This is a genomic window from Schinkia azotoformans LMG 9581, from assembly GCF_000307855.1.
In the GTDB taxonomy this organism is placed as follows: Bacteria; Bacillota; Bacilli; order Bacillales; family Bacillaceae_J; genus Schinkia; species Schinkia azotoformans.
Genome location: NZ_AJLR01000008.1, coordinates 13,833 through 34,801, shown reverse-complemented (window position 1 = coordinate 34,801; position 20,969 = coordinate 13,833). Strand labels below are relative to the sequence as shown.

18 protein-coding genes are annotated in these 20,969 nt (G+C 38.6%); 1 reads left to right on the top strand and 17 read right to left on the bottom strand.

What is annotated here, in order from left to right; genetic code table 11:
• Positions 1-185: 185 nt before the first annotated feature.
• The 3 genes from BAZO_RS00980 to BAZO_RS00970 form a co-directional block, all read right to left on the bottom strand.
• Positions 186-1,232 (bottom strand): C4-dicarboxylate TRAP transporter substrate-binding protein, encoded by a 1,047-nt coding sequence (locus BAZO_RS00980; protein WP_003329311.1) that lies wholly within the window; start codon positions 1,230-1,232, stop codon positions 186-188.
• 78 nt (positions 1,233-1,310) lie between these two features.
• Complete coding sequence (locus tag BAZO_RS00975; protein WP_003329310.1) at positions 1,311-2,486, bottom strand: UxaA family hydrolase; 1,176 nt, start codon at positions 2,484-2,486, stop codon at positions 1,311-1,313.
• Positions 2,473-2,784: a UxaA family hydrolase gene (locus BAZO_RS00970; protein WP_003329309.1), complete on the bottom strand. Its 312-nt coding sequence runs from the start codon at positions 2,782-2,784 to the stop codon at positions 2,473-2,475. Before BAZO_RS00970 ends, BAZO_RS00975 begins: the two co-directional genes overlap by 14 nt.
• A gap of 443 nt (positions 2,785-3,227) precedes the next feature.
• Here BAZO_RS00970 and BAZO_RS00965 point away from each other — a divergent pair, with 443 nt between their 5' ends.
• Positions 3,228-3,926: a FadR/GntR family transcriptional regulator gene (locus BAZO_RS00965; RefSeq protein WP_003329308.1), complete on the top strand. Its 699-nt coding sequence runs from the start codon at positions 3,228-3,230 to the stop codon at positions 3,924-3,926.
• A 49-nt stretch (positions 3,927-3,975) separates the two neighbouring features.
• On the opposite strand, the gene BAZO_RS00960 is transcribed toward BAZO_RS00965, so the two are convergent.
• The 14 genes from BAZO_RS00960 to lonB form a co-directional block, all read right to left on the bottom strand.
• Entirely contained in the window at positions 3,976-4,878 is a 903-nt protein-coding gene (locus tag BAZO_RS00960) for a fumarylacetoacetate hydrolase family protein (RefSeq protein ID WP_003329307.1), read from the bottom strand.
• Between the two features lie 71 nt (positions 4,879-4,949).
• Positions 4,950-5,720, bottom strand: coding sequence for an SDR family NAD(P)-dependent oxidoreductase (locus tag BAZO_RS00955; protein ID WP_003329306.1), 771 nt, complete (start codon positions 5,718-5,720; stop codon positions 4,950-4,952).
• A 143-nt stretch (positions 5,721-5,863) separates the two neighbouring features.
• Positions 5,864-7,333 carry an alpha-ketoglutaric semialdehyde dehydrogenase GucD gene (gene gucD / locus BAZO_RS00950; protein ID WP_003329305.1) on the bottom strand — a complete coding sequence of 490 codons (1,470 nt, stop codon included), beginning with the start codon at positions 7,331-7,333 and terminating at the stop codon, positions 5,864-5,866.
• 36 nt (positions 7,334-7,369) lie between these two features.
• Positions 7,370-8,269, bottom strand: coding sequence for a fumarylacetoacetate hydrolase family protein (locus BAZO_RS00945; protein WP_003329304.1), 900 nt, complete (start codon positions 8,267-8,269; stop codon positions 7,370-7,372).
• Between the two features lie 93 nt (positions 8,270-8,362).
• Positions 8,363-9,124, bottom strand: a complete 762-nt coding sequence (locus BAZO_RS00940) for an IclR family transcriptional regulator (protein ID WP_003329303.1) — start codon at positions 9,122-9,124, stop codon at positions 8,363-8,365.
• Positions 9,125-9,278: 154 nt separating this feature from the next.
• A complete protein-coding gene (hemL, locus tag BAZO_RS00935; protein ID WP_003329301.1) occupies positions 9,279-10,565 on the bottom strand; it encodes a glutamate-1-semialdehyde 2,1-aminomutase in 1,287 nt (428 codons plus the stop codon).
• Between the two features lie 10 nt (positions 10,566-10,575).
• Positions 10,576-11,559 carry a porphobilinogen synthase gene (hemB, locus tag BAZO_RS00930; protein WP_003329300.1) on the bottom strand — a complete coding sequence of 328 codons (984 nt, stop codon included), beginning with the start codon at positions 11,557-11,559 and terminating at the stop codon, positions 10,576-10,578.
• Position 11,560: 1 nt separating this feature from the next.
• A complete protein-coding gene (locus BAZO_RS00925; RefSeq protein ID WP_003329299.1) occupies positions 11,561-12,358 on the bottom strand; it encodes a uroporphyrinogen-III synthase in 798 nt (265 codons plus the stop codon).
• Positions 12,358-13,296 (bottom strand): hydroxymethylbilane synthase, encoded by a 939-nt coding sequence (gene hemC / locus BAZO_RS00920; RefSeq protein WP_003329297.1) that lies wholly within the window; start codon positions 13,294-13,296, stop codon positions 12,358-12,360. Before hemC ends, BAZO_RS00925 begins: the two co-directional genes overlap by 1 nt.
• Positions 13,297-13,344: 48 nt before the next feature.
• Positions 13,345-14,178: a cytochrome c biogenesis protein gene (locus BAZO_RS00915; RefSeq protein WP_003329296.1), complete on the bottom strand. Its 834-nt coding sequence runs from the start codon at positions 14,176-14,178 to the stop codon at positions 13,345-13,347.
• A gap of 15 nt (positions 14,179-14,193) precedes the next feature.
• Complete coding sequence (hemA, locus tag BAZO_RS00910) at positions 14,194-15,555, bottom strand: glutamyl-tRNA reductase (protein ID WP_003329295.1); 1,362 nt, start codon at positions 15,553-15,555, stop codon at positions 14,194-14,196.
• 317 nt (positions 15,556-15,872) lie between these two features.
• A complete protein-coding gene (yihA, locus tag BAZO_RS00905) occupies positions 15,873-16,454 on the bottom strand; it encodes a ribosome biogenesis GTP-binding protein YihA/YsxC (protein ID WP_003329294.1) in 582 nt (193 codons plus the stop codon).
• Positions 16,451-18,775, bottom strand: coding sequence for an endopeptidase La (gene lon / locus BAZO_RS00900; RefSeq protein ID WP_003329293.1), 2,325 nt, complete (start codon positions 18,773-18,775; stop codon positions 16,451-16,453). Before lon ends, yihA begins: the two co-directional genes overlap by 4 nt.
• Positions 18,776-19,201: 426 nt before the next feature.
• Positions 19,202-20,890 carry an ATP-dependent protease LonB gene (gene lonB / locus BAZO_RS00895; RefSeq protein ID WP_003329292.1) on the bottom strand — a complete coding sequence of 563 codons (1,689 nt, stop codon included), beginning with the start codon at positions 20,888-20,890 and terminating at the stop codon, positions 19,202-19,204.
• Positions 20,891-20,969 lie beyond the last annotated feature (79 nt).

Sequence of the window (20,969 nt, the reverse complement as noted above, 5' to 3'; positions counted from 1 at the left end):
GTAAAAAAGAGGACCCCTGAGAGAGCTATAACAGAAAAAACATCATCAAGTGGATAAAACCATTTTTTTAACATAGTGCACCTCCATATTGAAAAACAAATCTGTGATGTGAATTCAAAGAACCTAACACTGAATACAAAAAACGAGCTAAAAGCCCGTTTTTCGCAGCGTTTCCTAGCCTTTTTTTATTTTTGGCTTGCAACCAATTCTTGAATTCTATCATATAAACCAGGAGTCCAATTTGGGAACGCCTCATAAACCGGTTTAACCTTATCTTTAAATGGAGCAATATCTACTTCATGCACTTCAACGCCTTGAGATTGGAAATCAGCTAATACTTGTTCATTTTGTTCTTCAAGTACACCTCTAGCAAAATCCGCTGCCTCATTACCAGTTTCACGTAGAATTTGAACTACATCTTCAGGTAAGGATTGAATGAATTTAGCACCACCAACCCAAGAAGTAATAAACTTTTGATGGCCAGTTAATGCAAGATGCTTTGAAACCTCTTGTGCCTTTACTCCCGCAAGAACCGGTAGTGGATTTTCCGCCCCATCAATTAAGCCTTGTTGAAGGGATGTATATAAGTCACCAAGTGGAGTAGGTGTTGGTGTTGCTCCTAATGCTTCAAATGTTGCAATTGACATTTGATTGTTTGGAACACGAATTTTCATCCCTTTTAAATCCTCAGGTTTTAATACTGGATCATTCGTTAATAGATGACGCTCACCATATACTGTTTTAGTCACAACAATATCAAGGCCTTTTTCATTTAAGCTTGTATTTAATTCTTTAAACCAATCAGTAGTTGTTAAGTATAATAAATCATCAACACTGTCAGTTATATATGGGGCTGTCAAAATGCCTGCATCTGGAACATAGTCCATTAAGAAGTCATATCCAGCCATAACGATTACATTGTTACCCATTGTTGCCTGCTCTACAACATCCTTTTCAGAGCCTAGCTGTGAGCTTGGGTAAAGCTTCAATTCAATTTTCCCCCCACTTTTTTCTGCAGCTAGTTCCTTCCATTTGTTAGCAAGCTGGTCAATTGGCTCGCCAGGTTGATTTCCATAGGCGATATTGATAACCACCTTTTCATCCTTGGTGCCCTCAGCACCCCCTATTTTTTCAGCCGAAGACGTTTCTTTAGAATTGGAAGAACATGCTGCCATCATACCTACTAACATCACAACAAGAAAAACATTCAACCACTTTGAAAACTTTTTCATTGCATAACCCCTTTTCTTTTAAAATTTTTATAAAAAAATGGATAACGCTTTCAACAACTTTTTAGAGAATACCCTACATTAAAATGTAGGGCCAATTCTCCAAATACCAAAGTCATGTTGTTTTAGAATTTCAGCTTTAGTGAGCTTCCCTGAACTTACTAAAGCGATTTCATCGAAAATCCTTCGGCCTACATCTTGTACAGTTTCTTTGCCTTCGATGATTGTTCCAGCGTTTAAATCCATGTTTTCTTGCATTCTATCAAACATCATAGTGTTTGTAGCAATCTTAATGACAGGTGCAATTGGTGATCCAGTTGGTGTGCCCCTTCCACTTGTAAACAGAACTATCTGTGCACCACCGGCAACCATACCTGTTAGTTGCTCGATATCATGCCCTGGTGTGTCCATCCAAACTAAGCCTTTTTCTGTTGGTTCCTCAGCATAATCAATAAGCTCTTTTAATTCACTTTTTCCTGCCTTATTGGCAGCACCTAATGATTTTTCTTCCAAGGAACTTAACCCTCCCGCAATATTCCCTGGGCTTGGGTTACCAGTTCGAATATCTACGCCCATTAGAATGGAGCGATTTTCCATAGCCTGAATAACCTCGTAAACACGTTTTCTTACTTTGTCATTTGCTGCACGATTGGCAAGTAAGTGTTCCGCCCCAATTAATTCAGTCGTTTCTGCTAAAATAGATGTACCGCCTCTTTCAACGATCATATCACTGACAGCCCCAACAGCTGGATTCGCAGATAGTCCTGAACAAGCATCTGAGCCGCCACATTCAGTTCCGATAATTAATTCACTAAAGTCACACCATTCTCTCATCTGGGCTGATGCTTCTTGAACGAGCTGAGCTGCTTTCTTTGCTCCTTCCGCGATTGAAGTTAATGTGCCACCGTGTTCTTGAATAGATAGCACTTCCACACGCTTCCCTGACTTAGCAATCTCTCCTGCTACACTTCTTGCCTGATGTGTTTCGCATCCTAAACCAATTACAAGAACACCATACACATTTGGATTTTTCCCCATACCGACATAAGTTCTAAAAGTTTGCTCGTAATCTACACCGACTTGCGCACATCCATGTTGGTGAACAAATGATACAGTTCCGTGAACTAAATCAGTAATTCTTTGTGCCGTTTGCGTAGCACATGTAATTGTCGGCAAGATCAAAACGTGATTTCTTACACCAACTTTTCCATCCTTACGTCGATATCCTAAAAATTTACCTTCACTATTCGTTAGCAATCTTGTCACCTCTTCCTCTCGTACCTTCTAAATTATGAACATGTACATGTTCGCCTTCCTCAATATCTCGTACCGCCCTACCAATTACTTCCCCATACTTTAAAATGTCCTCTCCTTTTTTAATGGCATGTACTGCAAATTTATGACCAAAGGAGATTGTTTCTTTCATCGTAATCGTTTTTGAAATCTCGCCGGAAATGTTCACCGTTACCTCTACCCGTGACGGAATTTCCTTTAAAGCAACTGCTACACTGTCAGTTGGTTTCATAATGATTGTTGGATACTCATTTAGACTCATACTGTTCCTCCTCCCTATGTAATAAACTATAAAACTATGAATTAGTGGTTTTATAGTAGTGTGGTAGTACCATTAATACGGTAGTATTGCAAACTTAAAAAATTTTATTAAATAACCCCTTTGTTCTACTAGAAAACTTCTGTTTGACATGAAGCGCTTTCAATACCTCTGTTGCTATTCAGGTTCTCTGGTAGTACCAGTACAAAAAAAATCATATCATGTTATTTTTCTGTTTTCAACAAATTTTCTTATTTTTTTAATAATATTTTTTTATCATATTTTTTGATAAAATAAATTTGGTTTTTAACTAAACTGGTTTTATTGATTTGTTAACAAATATTTCATTTTATTATATATATTTTACACCTTAGCTGTGGTATTATGGTAGTACCAATTTCATTTAAAAGTTAAAACAGGGTTGATGGTAAAGGTGGTGATTCTTTTTGAAAATAAATCCTATTAAGCGAGTAACGGTAACGGAACAGGTTATGGAGCAAATGGCTTCGTGGATTACTTCAAATGCATTGAAGCCGGGTGATAAATTACCAAATGAACGTCTTTTAGCTGAGCAGTTTGGGGTTAATAGAGGCAGGGTAAGAGAATCATTGCGGGCACTTGCTCTTATTGGCCTTATTACAATAAAGCCTGGCGAGGGAAGTTTTGTAAGCGAAAGGGAAGCGTCAATTCCGGCTGAGACCATTTTGTGGATGTATCACAATGAAATTAGTAATCTTGATGAGATCTATGCTGCCAGGAAATTAATTGAATCTGAGGTCTATTTAGAGGCCGCGCAGCACATAACTGAAGAAGATCTAACTAAACTAGAGCAAATTATAGGCACTCTAAAGGAACTTAGCAAAGGAAAATACGAGATAGAGTTTCAACAACTGCTGGATGAATTTGATTTGCACCTAGGCTTTTGCAGCACGAATAATATTTATCGGAAGCTCATGCAAACGATCGTCCATCTTCGCCATGATTCCATGGTTAAAATCCTAAATATTCCGGGTGCGAAAAAAAATAGTATCGAATGGCGGACAAAGCTAATTAAAGCGATGAAAGAGCATGACCTTGATAAAGTAAGACAAGCCATTGAAAGCAACTTTATTAATGCCAAAAAACTATATGATCAACTGAATTAACAAAACAGGCTATGTTAAAATGCGATTTTAACATAGCCTGTTTTTTGCATTATTTAGTTTCCTGTTTTAATGTGTTTGTCAGCTTCCCAAGCTTGTCAATTTCAACAGTCACTACATCCCCATCTTTTAAGTAGTAATTCGCTCTTTCATCTTCTGGATAGCCAAGGGCAACACCTTCAGGAGTACCTGTTAAAATAATATCCCCTGGGTTTAATGTCATATAGTTTGAAATATAACTAACTAATTCATCACATTTAAATATCATGAATGATGTATTTGAATTTTGACGCACCTCACCGTTTACAATCGACTTAATTTGTAAATTATGTGGATCGCCAACTTCATCACTTGTTACTACATATGGACCAACCGGACAAAATCCATCAGGAGATTTACCTAATAACCATTGGACAGTACGAAATTGTAGGTCACGGGATGATAAGTCATTGCCATTACTATAGCCAAACACATAATCTAAAGCATTTTCTTTTGATACATTTTTTGCCTCTTTCCCAATTACAAGGACAAGTTCGGCTTCATAATCATTTTCGTTCGAATCATTAGGTAAATAAACAACCTGATTATGTCCTGATAAAGTATTGTTAAACTTACTAAACAGTAAAGGGTATTCAGGTAAGGCCATATTTGATTCCTCTGCATGCTCCTTATAGTTTACCCCCACGCAAATAATTTTTCCCGGATTTGGAACTGCTGGACCCATTGTAAGGCTTTCCTCTTCCAAAAACAAAGAGCTATTTTCCACTTCCAAGGCAGTTTTAACTAGGGAATCCAAAACACTTAGCCCATTTTCACTATTATTAATGACCTCTTCAATCGTCTTCGGAACTTCCTGATTATATGTATTGCCAGCCTTTTCAACGTTTAATACACCAAGGTCCGTCTTGATCCCTAATTTTAATTGGCCATCTTCTTTATAAGTTAATAATTTCATAGTAATCTCTAGCCTCCATTTTTAAATTTTATATTTCTAGTTAATAGTTTATTTAGTATTATATTAATTTATTAACTTGATTTTCCATTGACTACCCCACCATCAATCATAAATGGAGTTCCCATCATAAACTTAGATTCATCACTTGCTAAATACAATGCTGCATAGGCCACATCAATCGGTTTCCCAAGGTCACCGCTTAACTGTCTCTTTTTGATATTGGAAATAGCCGCTTCTGGGTCAGCTTCCCTTGATAGATAATCCTCGACAAATGGAGTGTAAATTGTACCAGGCATTAACGCATTTACCCTAATATTATATGGAGCATAATCTACCTGCATTGATTTCGTTAATGATAAAATAGCCCCTTTAGTTGCCGCATAGGATGCCCGGTCCGCTAAGCCCATCTCCGCTATACAAGAGGACATATTAATGATAGAGCCTTTCTTATTCTTCATCATTACCGGCACGACAGCTTTCGAAACTAAAAATACACCATTTACATTAACATCAAGGACCTTCTTCCAAGTATCCAAGCTAATAAGGTGCAGTTGACCAACACCGCTGATGCCTGCATTATTAAATAAAACATCAATTGTTCCATAGCTTTCAAGAATTGTCTCTACCATCTCATTAACACTAGCTTCATTTGTTACATCAACTTTTACAAAGATAGAGCTGCCATTTAGCTGCTCAATTTCATGAACAGTTTCTTTGCCGCCAACTTCATTTATATCAGCAACAACTACCTTTGCTCCTTCTTTCGCAAATAATAATGCTGTTTCTTTTCCAATTCCTGAACCAGCCCCAGTTATAAGAGCTACTTTGTCTAATAATCTCATAGTATTCCTCCATAACAAACACTATTTCCAGATAGGTACTCTGGTACTACCAGTACATCAAATCTACCATGTTTCTTCAGATAATTCAATTTATTTTTCTGTTAAAAAAACTCCCCAGATAGGAGAGCGCTATAAAGTTATTATTAAGATCCTTTAACAAACATAGTTTTGATTGCTGTGAAGAATTCAATCGCAGCTTGCCCTTGTTCTCTAGAATGTGAGCTTGATTGTTTCATACCACCAAATGGCGCTTGTAATTCTACCCCCGCACTTTCAGCGTTGATGCGGACCAGACCTGCATCCATATCGCTCATAAAGTCTAGCATTTTTTGAATATTTGTAGTAAACAATGATGCACTTAAGCCGAACTTCACATCATTTGCAACCTGGATAGCTTCCTCCATGGAATCCACTTTAATTAAAGCAAGAACTGGGCCGAAAATTTCTTCTTGAGCAATTGTCATATCATTTTTGACTTCATCAAATACGGTTGGCTCCACATAAAATCCGTTAGCTAATTCACCGTCTACAATACGATTGCCGCCAACAAGTAATTTTGCTCCTTCTTCCTTCCCTTTTTCAATATAAGAAAGAACAGTATTTAATTGACTTTCACTTGCACTTGGACCCATCCATACTCCATCTTCTAACGGGTTTCCGACTTTAATTTCTTTCACTTTTGACACTAATTTTTCTTTAAAAGTTTCATAGACATCTTTATGAACAATAACACGGCTTGTTGCCGTACATTTTTGACCAGTTGAGCGAAGTCCTCCGCTGATCGTTGCTTCAACAGCCAAATCTAAATCTGCATCTTCTGCCACGATTACCGGGTTTTTACCGCCCATTTCAAGCTGATATTTAGCACCACGAGATAATGCACCTAAACCTACTTGCTTACCTACTTCATCAGAACCGGTAAAGGTAATACCATTAACCTGTGGATGGTCAATAAGTCCTTGACCGATAACAGTGCCGCGTCCGGTTACGAAGTTAATGATCCCATTCGGTAATTTTGCGTCTGCAAAGCACTCGATAACTTTTGCAGCCGTAACAGCTGTTTCCTGAGCAGGTTTTAGTACAACAGCATTTCCATAAACTAATGCAGGAGCTATTTTCCAAATTGGAATCGCTACAGGGAAGTTCCACGGTGTAATTACCCCTACAACCCCTAAAGGAACACGTGAAGTAAACATCAATGCACCTGCGTCAGATGATGGAATCACATCCCCAACTTTTCTCATGCCTTCCCCGGCATAATAGCGTAAAATTGCCACCCCACGTGCAGTCTCACCTTTTGCCTCTGGTAATGTTTTACCCATTTCACGAGTCATTGTTTCTGCAATATCATCAATTCGAGCTTCTAGGATATCAGCCACTTTATAAAGATAACTTCCGCGTTCTGCCCCTGAAAGCTTTCTCCATGATTTTTGGGCAACACTAGCTGTCTCTACCGCTTTATTAAGATCTTCAATCGAAGATTTTTGAATATAGCCAACAATCTCATCACGATTGGCAGGACTAATACTTGCTTCCACTTCAGAATTTGTTGATTCCACCCATTCACCATTTATATAATTTAAAAATATTTTAACATCTGTTTTTAATACCATTTTTATATCCTCCTAGTTTATTATTTTAAAATGTACTCATTGGGCAACCTTTGCTACCTGTGTTTTCACGACATTTACTAATGTGCCAATTCCTGAAATCTCAATTTCAATTTTATCTCCATCCGCTAATGTAAATTCATTTGGCGGTACAATACATGTTCCTGTTAATAGGACTGTTCCAGGGAAAACAATATTGTCTCGCTTTAAGAAGCTAACAAGCTCATCCAAGCGGCGATGTAATTGGCCCGTAGTTGCCCTTCCTTCAAATAAAAGTTCCTCATCACGATATATTCTACAGATAATCTCAAATTTATAAGGGTCCTCTACAGCATCAGTTAGTAAAATTGCCGGACCTAATGAACAAGAACGGGCCCATATTTTAGCTTGTGGTAAATATAGTGGATTTTCTCCTTCAATATCACGGCAGCTTAAATCATTACCTACAGTGTAACCAAAAATCTCTCCATCACCTGTAAGGACAAGCCCAAGTTCTGGTTCTGGGATTTGCCAGTTAGAATCACTTCTTAAATAAAGATCTTTATTTGGCGCAATCGTCCGTTCCTTCGTAGACTTCAGGAACAACTCTGGTCTTTCGGCATCATACACCTTATCATAGAAAGTTGTCGCATCTAATTTACCATTTGTAGCTTCATAGTTGCGGGCTTCTTTGCTTTTTTGATAGGTTACCCCGCATGCCCAAACCTCAGGTGCTTCAATCGGCGTAAGAAGTTCTAATTCTTCTAAACTATCAGGGTATGGCAATGAATCCTTAATAATATTATTAATTAAATCAATAACCTTCGATTTATTTTGTTTTGCATGTTCAACAATATCTAAAACATTACTGACTGGAAGAGTGTAGATTTCATTTTGATCGGTCACTGCTGCAAGTAATGGCTTTTGTGTTTCCTTCTGTATAAATCGTATAATTCTCATATTTACCTCCATTTGTTTTATATTATAAAACCCAGTTTTGATAATTCTATATGAAAAAGCCTAATGGCTTTTAGCATCATGATTATTTTAGGGTTAATGTATTCCATACCCTAACTTTGTTGATATTATTCCGGCTTCTCTTTTTAATATTGAAATATGCTTTGACATTTCTTCGTCATTATATCTCATTACCGGACTTGAAATGCTCATCGCGGCAACAACATCACCAGCGTAGTTTTGAATAGGAATAGCTACACAATTGACGCCTTGTTCATTTTCTTGATTATCGTGTGCATATCCTTGCTCGCGAACCTCTGCCAACTCTCGTAAATAGGCTTCTTTATCAGTAATTGTGTATTCGGTCCTTTTCTCGAAGTCATAATCGTCTAATAATGAATCAAGTTCTCCTGATGCTTTATAGGCAACTAAAGCTTTACCAACTGCGCTGCAATGGATAGGAATCCTTCGGCCAATTCTTGAATAAAGCGAACTGGTAGTTACTCCCTCGACCTTATCAATGTAAACGCCTTCTTTTCCATCAAGAATTACTAGATGAACAGTTTGCTGTGTTTCTTTTGAAATCGTATTTAAATGTGGTTTGGCAACGGTTGCAATATCAATCGTCTGTACAACCAAGTTCCCTCTTTCGAACAGCTTCATTCCTAAGCGATATTTCCCGCTTTCTTGATCTTGCTCTATGTACCTGTGAGCTTGTAATGTTTTTAATAAAGAATGGACTGTGCTTTTGTGGAGATTCATTTTTTCACTAATCTCAGTGATTTTTAATTCTGTTTCATATTCATTAAATAAATCTAATATCTTTAATGCACGGTCCACTGATTGGATGATTGGCACTTGTGCTCCTCCGTTGTTTTATATTATAAAACTAGGTTTCTTAATATCAACTTTGAATTTATTATATTTAAATATAATTCAGAAGTCAACGAATGTTTGTAATTTTGTTCGATAAAAAACCTCCCCTTTTATTGTATTGGGGAGGTTCATCTCTTTATTTTAACTTTGCAAAAGACTCTTCTGCTGCTGCAATTGTCTTTTCGATATCTTCATCCGTATGTGCTGTAGAAAGGAAATAAGCTTCGAATTGAGATGGTGGTAAAAAGACACCTTGTTCAATCATTTCACGGTAATATTTTGCAAAAAGATCCAAATTAGAAGTTTTTGCTGTTTCAAAATTAACGACCTTCTCATTTGTGAAGAAGAAGCCCATCATAGCTCCAACGCTGTCACAATGATGTGGTATCTCATATTTTTCAGCCGCACGCTTTAATCCTTCTAATAAACGGTCAACCTTTTTATCGAATTCCGTATAGGTTTCGGGAGTTAAACGGGACAATGTTTCATAACCCGCTGTCATTGCAAGCGGATTTCCTGATAATGTACCAGCTTGATAAATTGGGCCAGCCGGGGCGATTTTGTTCATAATTTCAGCCTTGCCGCCGAATGCTCCGACAGGCAGACCACCACCGATCACTTTACCAAGAGTTGTTAAATCAGGTGTTACACCAAAATGTCCTTGGGCACAATGATAGCCAACACGGAAACCAGTCATTACTTCATCAAAAATTAATAACGCACCATGTTCAGTCGTGATCTCTCTTAATCCTTCTAAAAATCCTGGAAGCGGCTTAACGAAGCCCATATTTCCAGCTACTGGTTCAACAATGATAGCGGCGATATCTTTGCCATATTGTTCAAAAGCATGACGAACACTATCAAGGTCATTATAAGGAACAGTAATTGTATTTTTGGCAATCGATTCTGGTACTCCTGGACTATCTGGAAGTCCTAATGTCGCCACTCCTGATCCTGCTTTAATTAATAAAGAATCGCCGTGTCCATGGTAGCAGCCTTCAAATTTCATAATGATATTTCGGCCTGTAAAACCACGGGCTAAACGAAGGGCACTCATCGTTGCCTCTGTACCGGAGTTAACCATACGAATAACTTCAATCGAAGGCACTCTTTCAATGACAAGCTGAGCTACCTTTGTCTCTAGCTCAGTTGGAGCACCAAAGCTAGTACCGTTTTCAGTCACTTTTTTTAATGCCTCTATAACCTCGTCATGGGCATGGCCAAGAATTAAAGGTCCCCATGAAAGGACATAGTCAATATATTCGTTTCCATCAATATCATATAATTTGGAGCCTTTCCCACGTTCCATGAAAATTGGTTCCATGTTCACCGATTTAAATGCTCGAACAGGACTGTTAACGCCGCCGGGCATTATGCGTATAGCTTCACTATAGGCTGCTTTTGATTTTTCAAAGCTTCTCATATGATCACCCCTATTTCTCTTCGTTTAACCATGCTGCAACATCTTTTGCAAAATATGTAATAATAAGATCTGCTCCTGCACGCTTCATACTTGTAAGCAATTCGAGTACAATTCTCTTCTCATCTACCCAGCCATTCAAGGCTGCTGCTTTTACCATGGCATATTCACCACTTACATTATAAGCGACCATCGGTGCATTAAAACGGTCTTTCACTTCACGCATAACATCTAAATAGGACAGAGCCGGCTTAACCATTAAGAAATCTGCCCCTTCTTCAATATCGGACTGTGCCTCACGTAATGCTTCCAAGCGATTGGCCGGGTCCATTTGATACGATTTACGGTCACCAAATTGTGGTGTGCTTCCAGCTGCATCACGGAATGGTCCATAAAATGCTGAAGCATATTTCACTGCGTATGACATAATGGGAATATGATCAAAACCTGCTTCATCTAAGCCCTTACGAATAGCTGCTACAAATCCGTCCATCATATTGGATGGTGCAATGATATCTGCTCCAGCTTTAGCCTGGCTTATGGCCGTTTTTGCCAAAAGCTTCAAGGATGGGTCATTAAGAACTTCTCCATTTTCGATTACACCACAATGACCATGATCGGTAAATTCACATAGGCATGTATCTGCAATCACAATAAGTTCTGGAAACTTTTCTTTTACTTGTCTTGTTGCTTCTTGCACGATACCATGATTGTGGTAGGCACCTGTTCCAACATCATCTTTTTCAGCTGGAATGCCAAATAAAATAACCGATGGGATGCCAAGAGCTACAACTGATTGTACTTCTTCATCAAGATGATCCAATGATAGCTGAAAAACGCCGGGCATTGATGGAACTTCGTTTTTAACATTCGATCCTTCAATAACAAAAATAGGATAAATAAGATCTTCTTTTCTTACATAAGTTTCCCGAACCATGGAACGTATTCTTTCATTGGTCCGTAAACGGCGGTGACGTTTGAAATTTAGTTCATTCATCTTAATTCCTCCTGCCTATACTTTCAATAATAGCATCTAATAACCCCGCAACAGTAAATTCAGTCGCCACAACTTGCGGAGTAATACCTGCCTCAATCGCAGTTTTTTCTGTAATTGGTCCAATACAAGCTATTTGGATATGTTCGAGCCATTTCCGCCAGCCTGTAGTTTCTTTTAGAAGCTCTACAAAGTTTGTTACTGTACTTGAACTCGTAAATGTAATGATATCCACAGAACGGCTTTCTAATAAATGAATTAGGTCTGCCTGCTTCTCCATATTTAATACATTTTCATAAAGTATGAGATCATCAACTTTAATCCCCAATTCGCCTAGCTTCTCAGGCAATAATGATCTTCCAAGATTTCCTCTAGCTAATAAAATAGTATCGCTCTTATCCACTCTTTCTATCAGCTTTTCAAATAAATCTTCAGCAACAAAATCGTCTGGCACTAGGTCTGCCAAAAAACCTTTTTGTTCCAAAGCCTGAAGCGTTTTCTTGCCAACAACAGCTATTTTCGGTCTGTCAGTTTCAGAAAAAGTTATATTATAAGTGTCTAGAAAGTCAAAAAAATATTGAACACCATTTATACTCGTTAATACGAGCCAGCTGTATGTATGAATCTTCAGCAACGTTTTTTCAATGATATCGGTATTTTTGGGAGATTGTATTTTAATTAAGGGGATCTCAATCGCAATCCCCCCCTGTTCCTCGATCTGTTTAGAAAAGGATTCTGCTTGTTCTTTCGCACGTGTTACTAAAATTCGCTTTCCCTGAAGGTAGCTGCCTGCCTGCGGCATTACAGTTCATTCTCCTCTTTCACTTGATCAATAATGGCCTTTGCGCCTTTTTCAATTAAACGGCGTGCTGCTTCTTCTCCAAGGCTAACTGCATCAGTACCTACTAATTCTTCTTTTATAATCGTTTTTCCATCTGGAGAGCCGACAAGTGCGATTAATTTAATCTGATTATCTGCCGTCACTTCAGCAAAGCCGGCGATCGGTACTTGACAACCGCCTTCCATTTTATTCAAGAACACCCGCTCAGCCTCAACAGCCCTAGCTGTATTTTCGTCTTGAAGCTTATGTAAAAGATCTAACAATTCAGCATCATCTTCACGGCATTCTATTGCTAGTGCCCCTTGTCCAACTGCTGGAACACTAATATCAACATCGATAAACTCTGTTACTGTGTCTTCGGACCAACCCATTCGAATAAGTCCAGCTGCAGCTAAGATGATCGCATCAAAACCTTCCCCGGGATCCTCAAGCTTCGCTAAACGTGTATCAATATTTCCACGGATCCATTTAATATTTAAATCCGGACGATAGGCAAGAAGCTGAGCACCCCTTCTTAAACTGCTCGTTCCAACTACCGCACCTTTGGGTAAATCCTTTAATTTGATATGCCCCTTAGAAATAAAAGCATCGCGGTGATCTTTACGAAGAGGGATACAACCAATTGTAAAGCCCGGAGGTAAAACAGCAGGCATATCCTTCATACTATGAACGGCCATATCAATTTCTTTATCTAGCATGGCCTGCTCAATTTCTTTAACAAAAAGACCTTTGCCGCCTACCTTTGAGAGGGTAACGTCTAATATTTTGTCGCCTTTTGTTACGATTTTTTTTACTTCAAATTCAAACGGAAGCCCTAAACCTTTCAATTGTTCGATAAACCAGTTTGTCTGTGTTAATGCCAACTTGCTAGTCCTGGAACCTACAATGATTTTTCTCATTATGTAAAATAACCTCCATCTATATCTGCATCTTCTTCTATATATGTATTAACCGTACCAAAAGTGGAAACGGGACAGACTCCCAAATAAAAAAAAGTTGATTAAAAGGATGAGAAAAGCAGCAAGATTCCATAAAACAATCGCTTTCCCTTGAATCCCTTTGGCAATGCGAACATATAAGTAAATACTATATGCTATTAAAACACTGAATGAACCAACAACTTTGAAATCGTACCATTTAAAATCTTCAATCGAGATATAAGCCCAGACTAACCCTAAAATTAATGATGTTAAAAGTATTGGTACCCCACCCATATTTAGAGTGTAGGAAAGTCGATCCAACTTTGTCAAATCACCTAAACGCCGCAAGCGCTGGCTCCATTTTTTTCTTTTAATCATATGATATTGAAGCATATACATCATGGAAAATATAGCTGACAGTGAAAATGCGCCATATGAAATAATTGCAATCGTAATGTGGATGATTAAAAGTTCAGAAATGAGCTGCATTGCTAAGACATCGGACTTATAATCTACAGGAGCAAATAGGTGCAGCGCCATGATGATAAAGCCTAATACATTTGTAAAAAAGACAATAAAATCAATACGAAATACCTTGTTTATGATAAGCGAAAAGGTAACTAGTACCCAGGCATAAAAATAAAGACCTTCCGTTATCGTCAATATCGGAAAACGTCCCATTTCAATCATTCGGGTAACTAAAAACATAGATTGCAAAACCCATACAATAGCAAGCAACCAGAAGGCGATTTTATTTGCCTTCCGGTTGTTCTGCAAAAAATCTATAAAGTAGCCTAAAACACTACAGGCATATAAGATGATGGTTACGTCGTATATCCAGCCAAATTGAAAGGTAGCCATACCATTGAATCCTCTCTAGACATTCTTTACTGAATATGCCCATTGCCTTTCTCGTTCGATGGGTATAACCACTTTTTCCTGCTTTCGTTGAGCATTTATTTCTTCTTGAACATCTTCTTCAATATTAAAAATCTTCATAAATAGCTTTAAGGATTCTTCTGCATTAGGCTCCGCAGCAAGTTCCTTTGCACTGTTAATCGGTTCTCGAATTAATTGATTGATGATGCTCTTTGTATGTTTATTTAACAATCTCTTTTCCCGCTCAGTTAGGTTAGGCATTTTTCTTTCAATGCTGTCCATAGTTTCAGCTTGGATGGCTAGTGCTCGTTTCCTTAGCGCTGAAATAATTGGAACCACCCCCAAAGTACCGAGCCAAGCCTGAAACTCGAGGATTTGCATTTCTATCATTTTACCAATGCACTCAGCTGCTTTCTCACGTTCAGCTAAATTGGCATCGACTACACCTTGGAGATCGTCGATATCATATAAGAAAACACTTTCAAGTTCATCAAGTAATGGATCAAGGTCACGTGGCACAGCAATATCAACCATAAATAAAGGACGACCTTTACGCTGTTTCTCAACCTTTGCCATCATTTGTTTTGTAATTACAAAATCCTTGGAACCTGTTGAGCTTATTAAAATATCAGCATCGACAAGCGCTTGACTTAACTCATCAATTGAACGAGCCTTACCACTAAACCGGTTTGCAAGCTCAACTGCTTTTTCAAATGTACGATTAATAACGGTGATATGCACTGCACCGCTACCGTGAAGGTTTTTCGCAGCCAGTTCACCCATTTTACCGGCACCAACGATAACAATGTGTTTGTTTTCAAGACTTCCGAAAATTTTCTTAGCAAGCTCTACCGCTGCGTAGCTGACTGAAACTGCATTTTCGCCGATCTCAGTTTCATTATGAGCTTTTTTCGCAAGAGTAATGGCTTGCTTAAATAACTCATTAAAAATTGTACCTGTTGTCTTTTCCTCTTGTGCAAGTAAAAAGCTATCACGGACTTGTCCTAGAATTTGAGTTTCCCCTAATACCATTGAGTCTAATCCGCATGTCACCCGAAATAGATGTTCAATCGCTTCATCATTTTCATATATAGATAAATATGGTGCAAATTCTTCAATCTCACAGTTGAACCAACTTGCCAAAAACGCCATAATATAATATCGGCCGGTATGAATTTGCTCTACCACAGCATAAATCTCAGTTCGGTTACAAGTAGAAATGATCACATCTTCAAGTACGCTTTTTTGCTCCCTAAGTTTGATGTGGGCCTCACGAACAGTAGAAGGATCAAATGTTAACTTTTCTCTAATCTCCACTGGGGCCGTTTTATAATTTAAACCGACTTTAAGAACATGCATTACTACTCCACCCCGCTATTATTGTCAAAACTACTTCATGTAGTTTCTTGTCGAAAGAATTTCAATATATAAATAATAACATAAAAATATGATTATACTTTTGATAAAATATGAACAGTATATGAAAGTCAAAAATCGACATAACTTTACTCCTACTAAACATCTTACCAAATATAATCAAGAATAATCAAGCCCATCGGACTATTTTGGGCGACCCAGTGGGACACGGGGGGCGGGTTCTCTGGCCCAACTTTGACCCCTGCAAAAAAATAGGACAAGGAGCCTCGCTCCCCGTCCCATTATTCTATTGAATAAAGTTACATATATCGCTGAATAATCGACCATGCCTCATCTTTTCCTTTTCCCGTTTCAGACGAAAAAGTGACAACCGGATCATTCGGATCAATATTCAACGTTTCTTTTATTACTTTTAAATGCTTGTCCCATTTGCCTTTCGGTATTTTATCTGCCTTTGTAGCAATAATAATAACCGGCATTTCGTAATGCTTGCAAAAATTATACATTAGTTTATCATCTTCCGTAGGTTTATGGCGGATATCCACGATTTGAATGACAGCTCGGAGATTTTCACTTGTTGTTAGATATGTTTCAATCATTTTCCCCCAAGCTTCCCGATCTTTTTTCGAAACCTTCGCAAAACCATATCCAGGAACATCGACAAAATAAAAAATATCATTAATATTATAGAAATTTAATGTTTGTGTTTTTCCTGGCTTAGAAGAAGTCCTAGCTAAATTTTTTCGGTTCAGCATTTTATTAATGAATGATGACTTGCCAACATTCGAACGACCTGCCAACGCAAAATGGGGCCATGGGTCATTTGGGTATTGTTCAGGCTTGACGGCACTGATGACAATCTCTGCTTTTGTTACTTTCATTTTCCCTCTCCTGTTAAAGCATGTTCTAACACTTCATCTAAATGTTCAACTGGTATATACATAAGATCATCTCTTACACTTTCAGGGATGTCTTCGAGGTCTTTTTCATTTTCTTTAGGGATTATAATCGTCTTTAACCCGGCACGATGGGCAGCCAATGATTTTTCCTTTAAACCACCAATAGGAAGTACTCGACCTCTAAGGGTGATTTCACCGGTCATACCGACCTCTTTTCGAACAGCTCGGCCTGTTAATGCCGAAACGAGTGCCGTTGCCATCGTTATTCCCGCAGACGGTCCATCCTTAGGAATAGCCCCCTCGGGAACGTGAATATGAATATCGTTCTTTTCATGGAATTCAGGATCAATATTTAATTCCTTCGCTCTTGAACGAATATAACTGAATGCAGCCTGGGCAGATTCCTTCATAACTTCGCCCAACTTTCCGGTTAAGGTCAATTTCCCCTTTCCAGGAACGACAGATACTTCAATCGCTAAAGTATCGCCGCCGGCAGTTGTATAGGCCAAGCCTGTTGCAGCCCCAACCTGGTCTTGAATTTCTGCCTGCCCAAAGCGGAAACGTGGTTTCCCAAGAAATTCTTCAAGGCTTTTTTCGGTAATAATAATTCTTTTTCGGTCTTCCGTTACGATAATTTTGGCTGCTTTTCTACACAAATTGGCAATTTGCCGTTCTAGACTTCTGACACCGGCCTCCCGTGTATATGTACGAATCACCTTTATTAAAGCTTCATCACGAATTTGTAATTTACCTTTCTCAAGTCCATGCGCTTTGACTTGTTTAGGTAGGAGATGATCTTTGGCAATATGAAGTTTTTCAACCTCAGTGTAGCCAGCAATTGAGATCACTTCCATACGGTCTAATAATGGACCTGGGATAGTACCAATGTTATTTGCTGTCGCAATGAACATAACTTTTGAAAGATCATAGGTTTCTTCTATATAGTGATCACTAAAGTTCGCGTTTTGCTCTGGATCCAACACCTCCAGCATTGCTGAAGACGGATCGCCGCGAAAGTCACTTGACATTTTGTCAATTTCATCAAGGAGGAACAATGGATTAATCGTTCCTGCTTTTTTCATCCCTTGAATAATTCTTCCTGGCATCGCACCTACATAGGTCCGACGATGACCGCGAATTTCTGCTTCATCACGAACACCACCAAGTGATACCCTGACGAAATTTCTTCCCAACGCTTTAGAGATAGATCGCGCTAACGACGTCTTACCAACCCCTGGAGGGCCTACTAGACATAGAATCGGACCTTTTAATGATTTGGTTAGCTTTTGAACAGCTAAATATTCTAATACACGTTCCTTAACCTTCTCAAGACCGTAATGATCTGCATCCAATACATTTTCGGCATTTTTAATATCGAGGTTATCGGTCGTTTCCTTATGCCATGGAAGTGCTAATAGCCAATCAATATAATTGCGGATAACGGAACTTTCTGCTGAACTAGCCGGTACTTTTTCAAACCGATCCACTTCTTTCAAAGCTGTTTCTTTTACCCGCTCAGGCATCCCGGCTTGCTCAATTTTATCCCTAAACGTTTCAACCTCGCCTGTTTTTCCTTCTTTATCCCCTAATTCCTTCTGAATCGCCTTCATCTGTTCACGGAGATAATATTCCTTTTGTGTACGTTCAATCGAACGTTTTACACGCTGCCCGATTTTCTTTTCTAAATTTAAAATTTCTTTTTCATTATTTATTAATACAATCATTTTTTCGAGACGTTCTTTTACATCTAATGTCTCTAAAATGTCTTGTTTTTCCTTTATTTTTAAGGATAAATGAGAGGAAATAATATCTGCCATTCTCCCCGGTCCTTCTATATCAGCAACAGATGCGTATGTTTCAGCAGTTATTTTTTTTGAAAGTTTTATGTATTGTTCGAATTGGCTAAGTAAAGTCCTCATTAGCGCACGTTCTTCTGAATTTGCTTCCTCGGACTCTACGATTTGTTCAATCTGTACTAAAAATGTATCTTCATCATCAATATACTGTAAAATCCTTGCTCTGCTTATTCCTTCAACAAGTACGCGAATCGTTCCATTCGGAAGCTTAAGCATTTGTTTTACTTTTGAAAGGGTTCCCACTTCAAAAATATCTTCTTCCGACGGGTCATTAACACCTACTTCTTTTTGTGTGGCAAGACAAATTAAATGTTCATCTACCATAGCCTTTTCAAGTGCCTGTACTGACTTTTCTCGTCCGACATCCAAATGAAGTACCATCGTTGGATATACAAGTAAACCACGCAACGGAAGGAGGGGGACGATCATCTCTTTATTATTCGTCATATCCTAAGTTACCTCCATATATCAAATGCGCCTTGGCATATTTGCGCCCATTTTACTAAATAAAGTTATGCCTTTTAACAATTCTATCTTATTTAAATAACTCTTGTCTATTGATATGTTAGTGATTATAGGTAAAAGTAAATTAGAAAAACATGATATTTGCCCATAATGGCAAATATCGATGTATTTTCTTATACTATAATCCATAAAAAATTATATTTTATATAGTACAAAAATGTCATGGGGCGCCAAAGAAGGCTCAATAATAACGACACCTTTTGGCAACCCCTTTTTACACATATCAAATTCGCCTTGGCGTATTTGCGCCCAGCGGATATTTTCGAGCTGACATGCTCGAAAAACTACCTCTAAAAATCTGAGGCATCCGCCGAAGGCTATAACTTTATTCAGTTTAGCTGAATAAAGTTATACTGATGCTGGTGGAAGATTTGGGTCTGAACTGGAAGCAGGAATAGCTTCGTTGTACTGCTCTTCCTCACCTTCGTAGAAGTGTGGAAATACATTTGAAAATACTTCATTCAAATGGACAACAGGAATAACTTCTATTCCATCAATTTCATCAAGAATGGTTTGATAATTTTCTTTCGGGATAAATACTTTTTTGGCCCCTGCTTTTTGAGCAGCCCTTACCTTGGCCACAACTCCTCCAACTGGCTTCACATTTCCATGGACACTTATTTCGCCGGTAAACGCTACAGTATTATCAACCGTTAGCTTGTGTATAGCAGAAAAAATCGCGGTTGCCATTGCAACTCCTGCAGAAGGTCCGTCTACAGGAACTCCCCCAGGAAAATTTACATGGATATCATAATCTGACGCTTTCACACCCATAGAACGCAATACAGTCACAACATTTTCAATTGATCCCTTCGCCATGCTCTTACGTCGAATGGATTTCCCTTGATTTCCGATGCTTTCTTCTTCGACAATTCCTGTTATATTGATAGATCCCTTTTCTAGGGCCGGAATGACGGATACTTCAATTTCTAGCAATGCTCCCATATTAGGTCCGAAAACAGCCAGACCATTCACGAGCCCCACTTTTGGCTCCTCATGAATTTTCTTTTCGTAACGAGGTGATAACTGGCTTGAATGGACGACCCATTCGATTTCCCTTTCAGAAATATCCTGTTTGTTTTCAGATATGGCTAGCCCTGCTGCAATTTGCATTAAATTAACGGCTTCTCGACCATTTTTCGTATATCTTGAAACGATTTCAATACCGTTTTCTGATACTTCCATTTTTATTTTATTGGCAGCATTTTTTGCAACCTTTGCAATTTCTTCAGGATCCAGTTCACGGAAAAATACTTCCATGCATCTTGAGCGAATGGCTGGCGGGATTTCTTCTGGTGTTCTAGTCGTTGCTCCAATCATTCTAAAGTCTGCCGGTAGCCCATTTTTAAAAATATCATGGATATGGGCTGGTATTTGCGGATTTTCCGCACTATAATAAGCGCTTTCTAAAAAGACCTTGCGATCCTCAAGTACCTTTAAGAGCTTGTTCATTTGGATAGGATGAAGCTCACCGATTTCATCAATAAATAATATTCCGCCATGCGCATTCGTAACCGCTCCTTGTTTCGGCTGCGGAATACCTGCTTGCCCCATGGCACCAGCCCCTTGATAGATCGGATCATGAACAGAACCGATAAGGGGATCGGCAATTCCTCTTTCATCAAAACGTGCAGTAGTGGCATCTAATTCAATAAAGACGGCATCTGATTTAAATGGTGTTTGTTTTTGTTTTTTGGCTTCTTCTAAAACTAAACGCGCTGCTGCTGTCTTCCCAACCCCTGGGGGGCCATAAATAATGACATGCTGCGGATTTGGACCGCAGATCGCTGCCCGTAATGCCCTGATTCCGTCTTCTTGGCCAATTACATCTTTGAAGGATGTCGGTCTTACTTTTTCTGCAAGCGGTTCAGATAATGATATGGAGCGCATTTTCTGAAGCTCTTCCATTTCTTTTTTTGATTCTCTATCAATTGATACTTTTTGAGTCCTTTGATTACGTAAGAGGTTCCAGAAGTATAGTCCGATTATGATCCCAAAGAAAAGTTGAACGAACAATGCAATTGATGTCCAATCCATATTTTACCTCCTGCACTTGATGTAATATGTATTTTGTATAGATACTTAATTGCTAGTATTTCCGTGCAAGGGGTTCAAT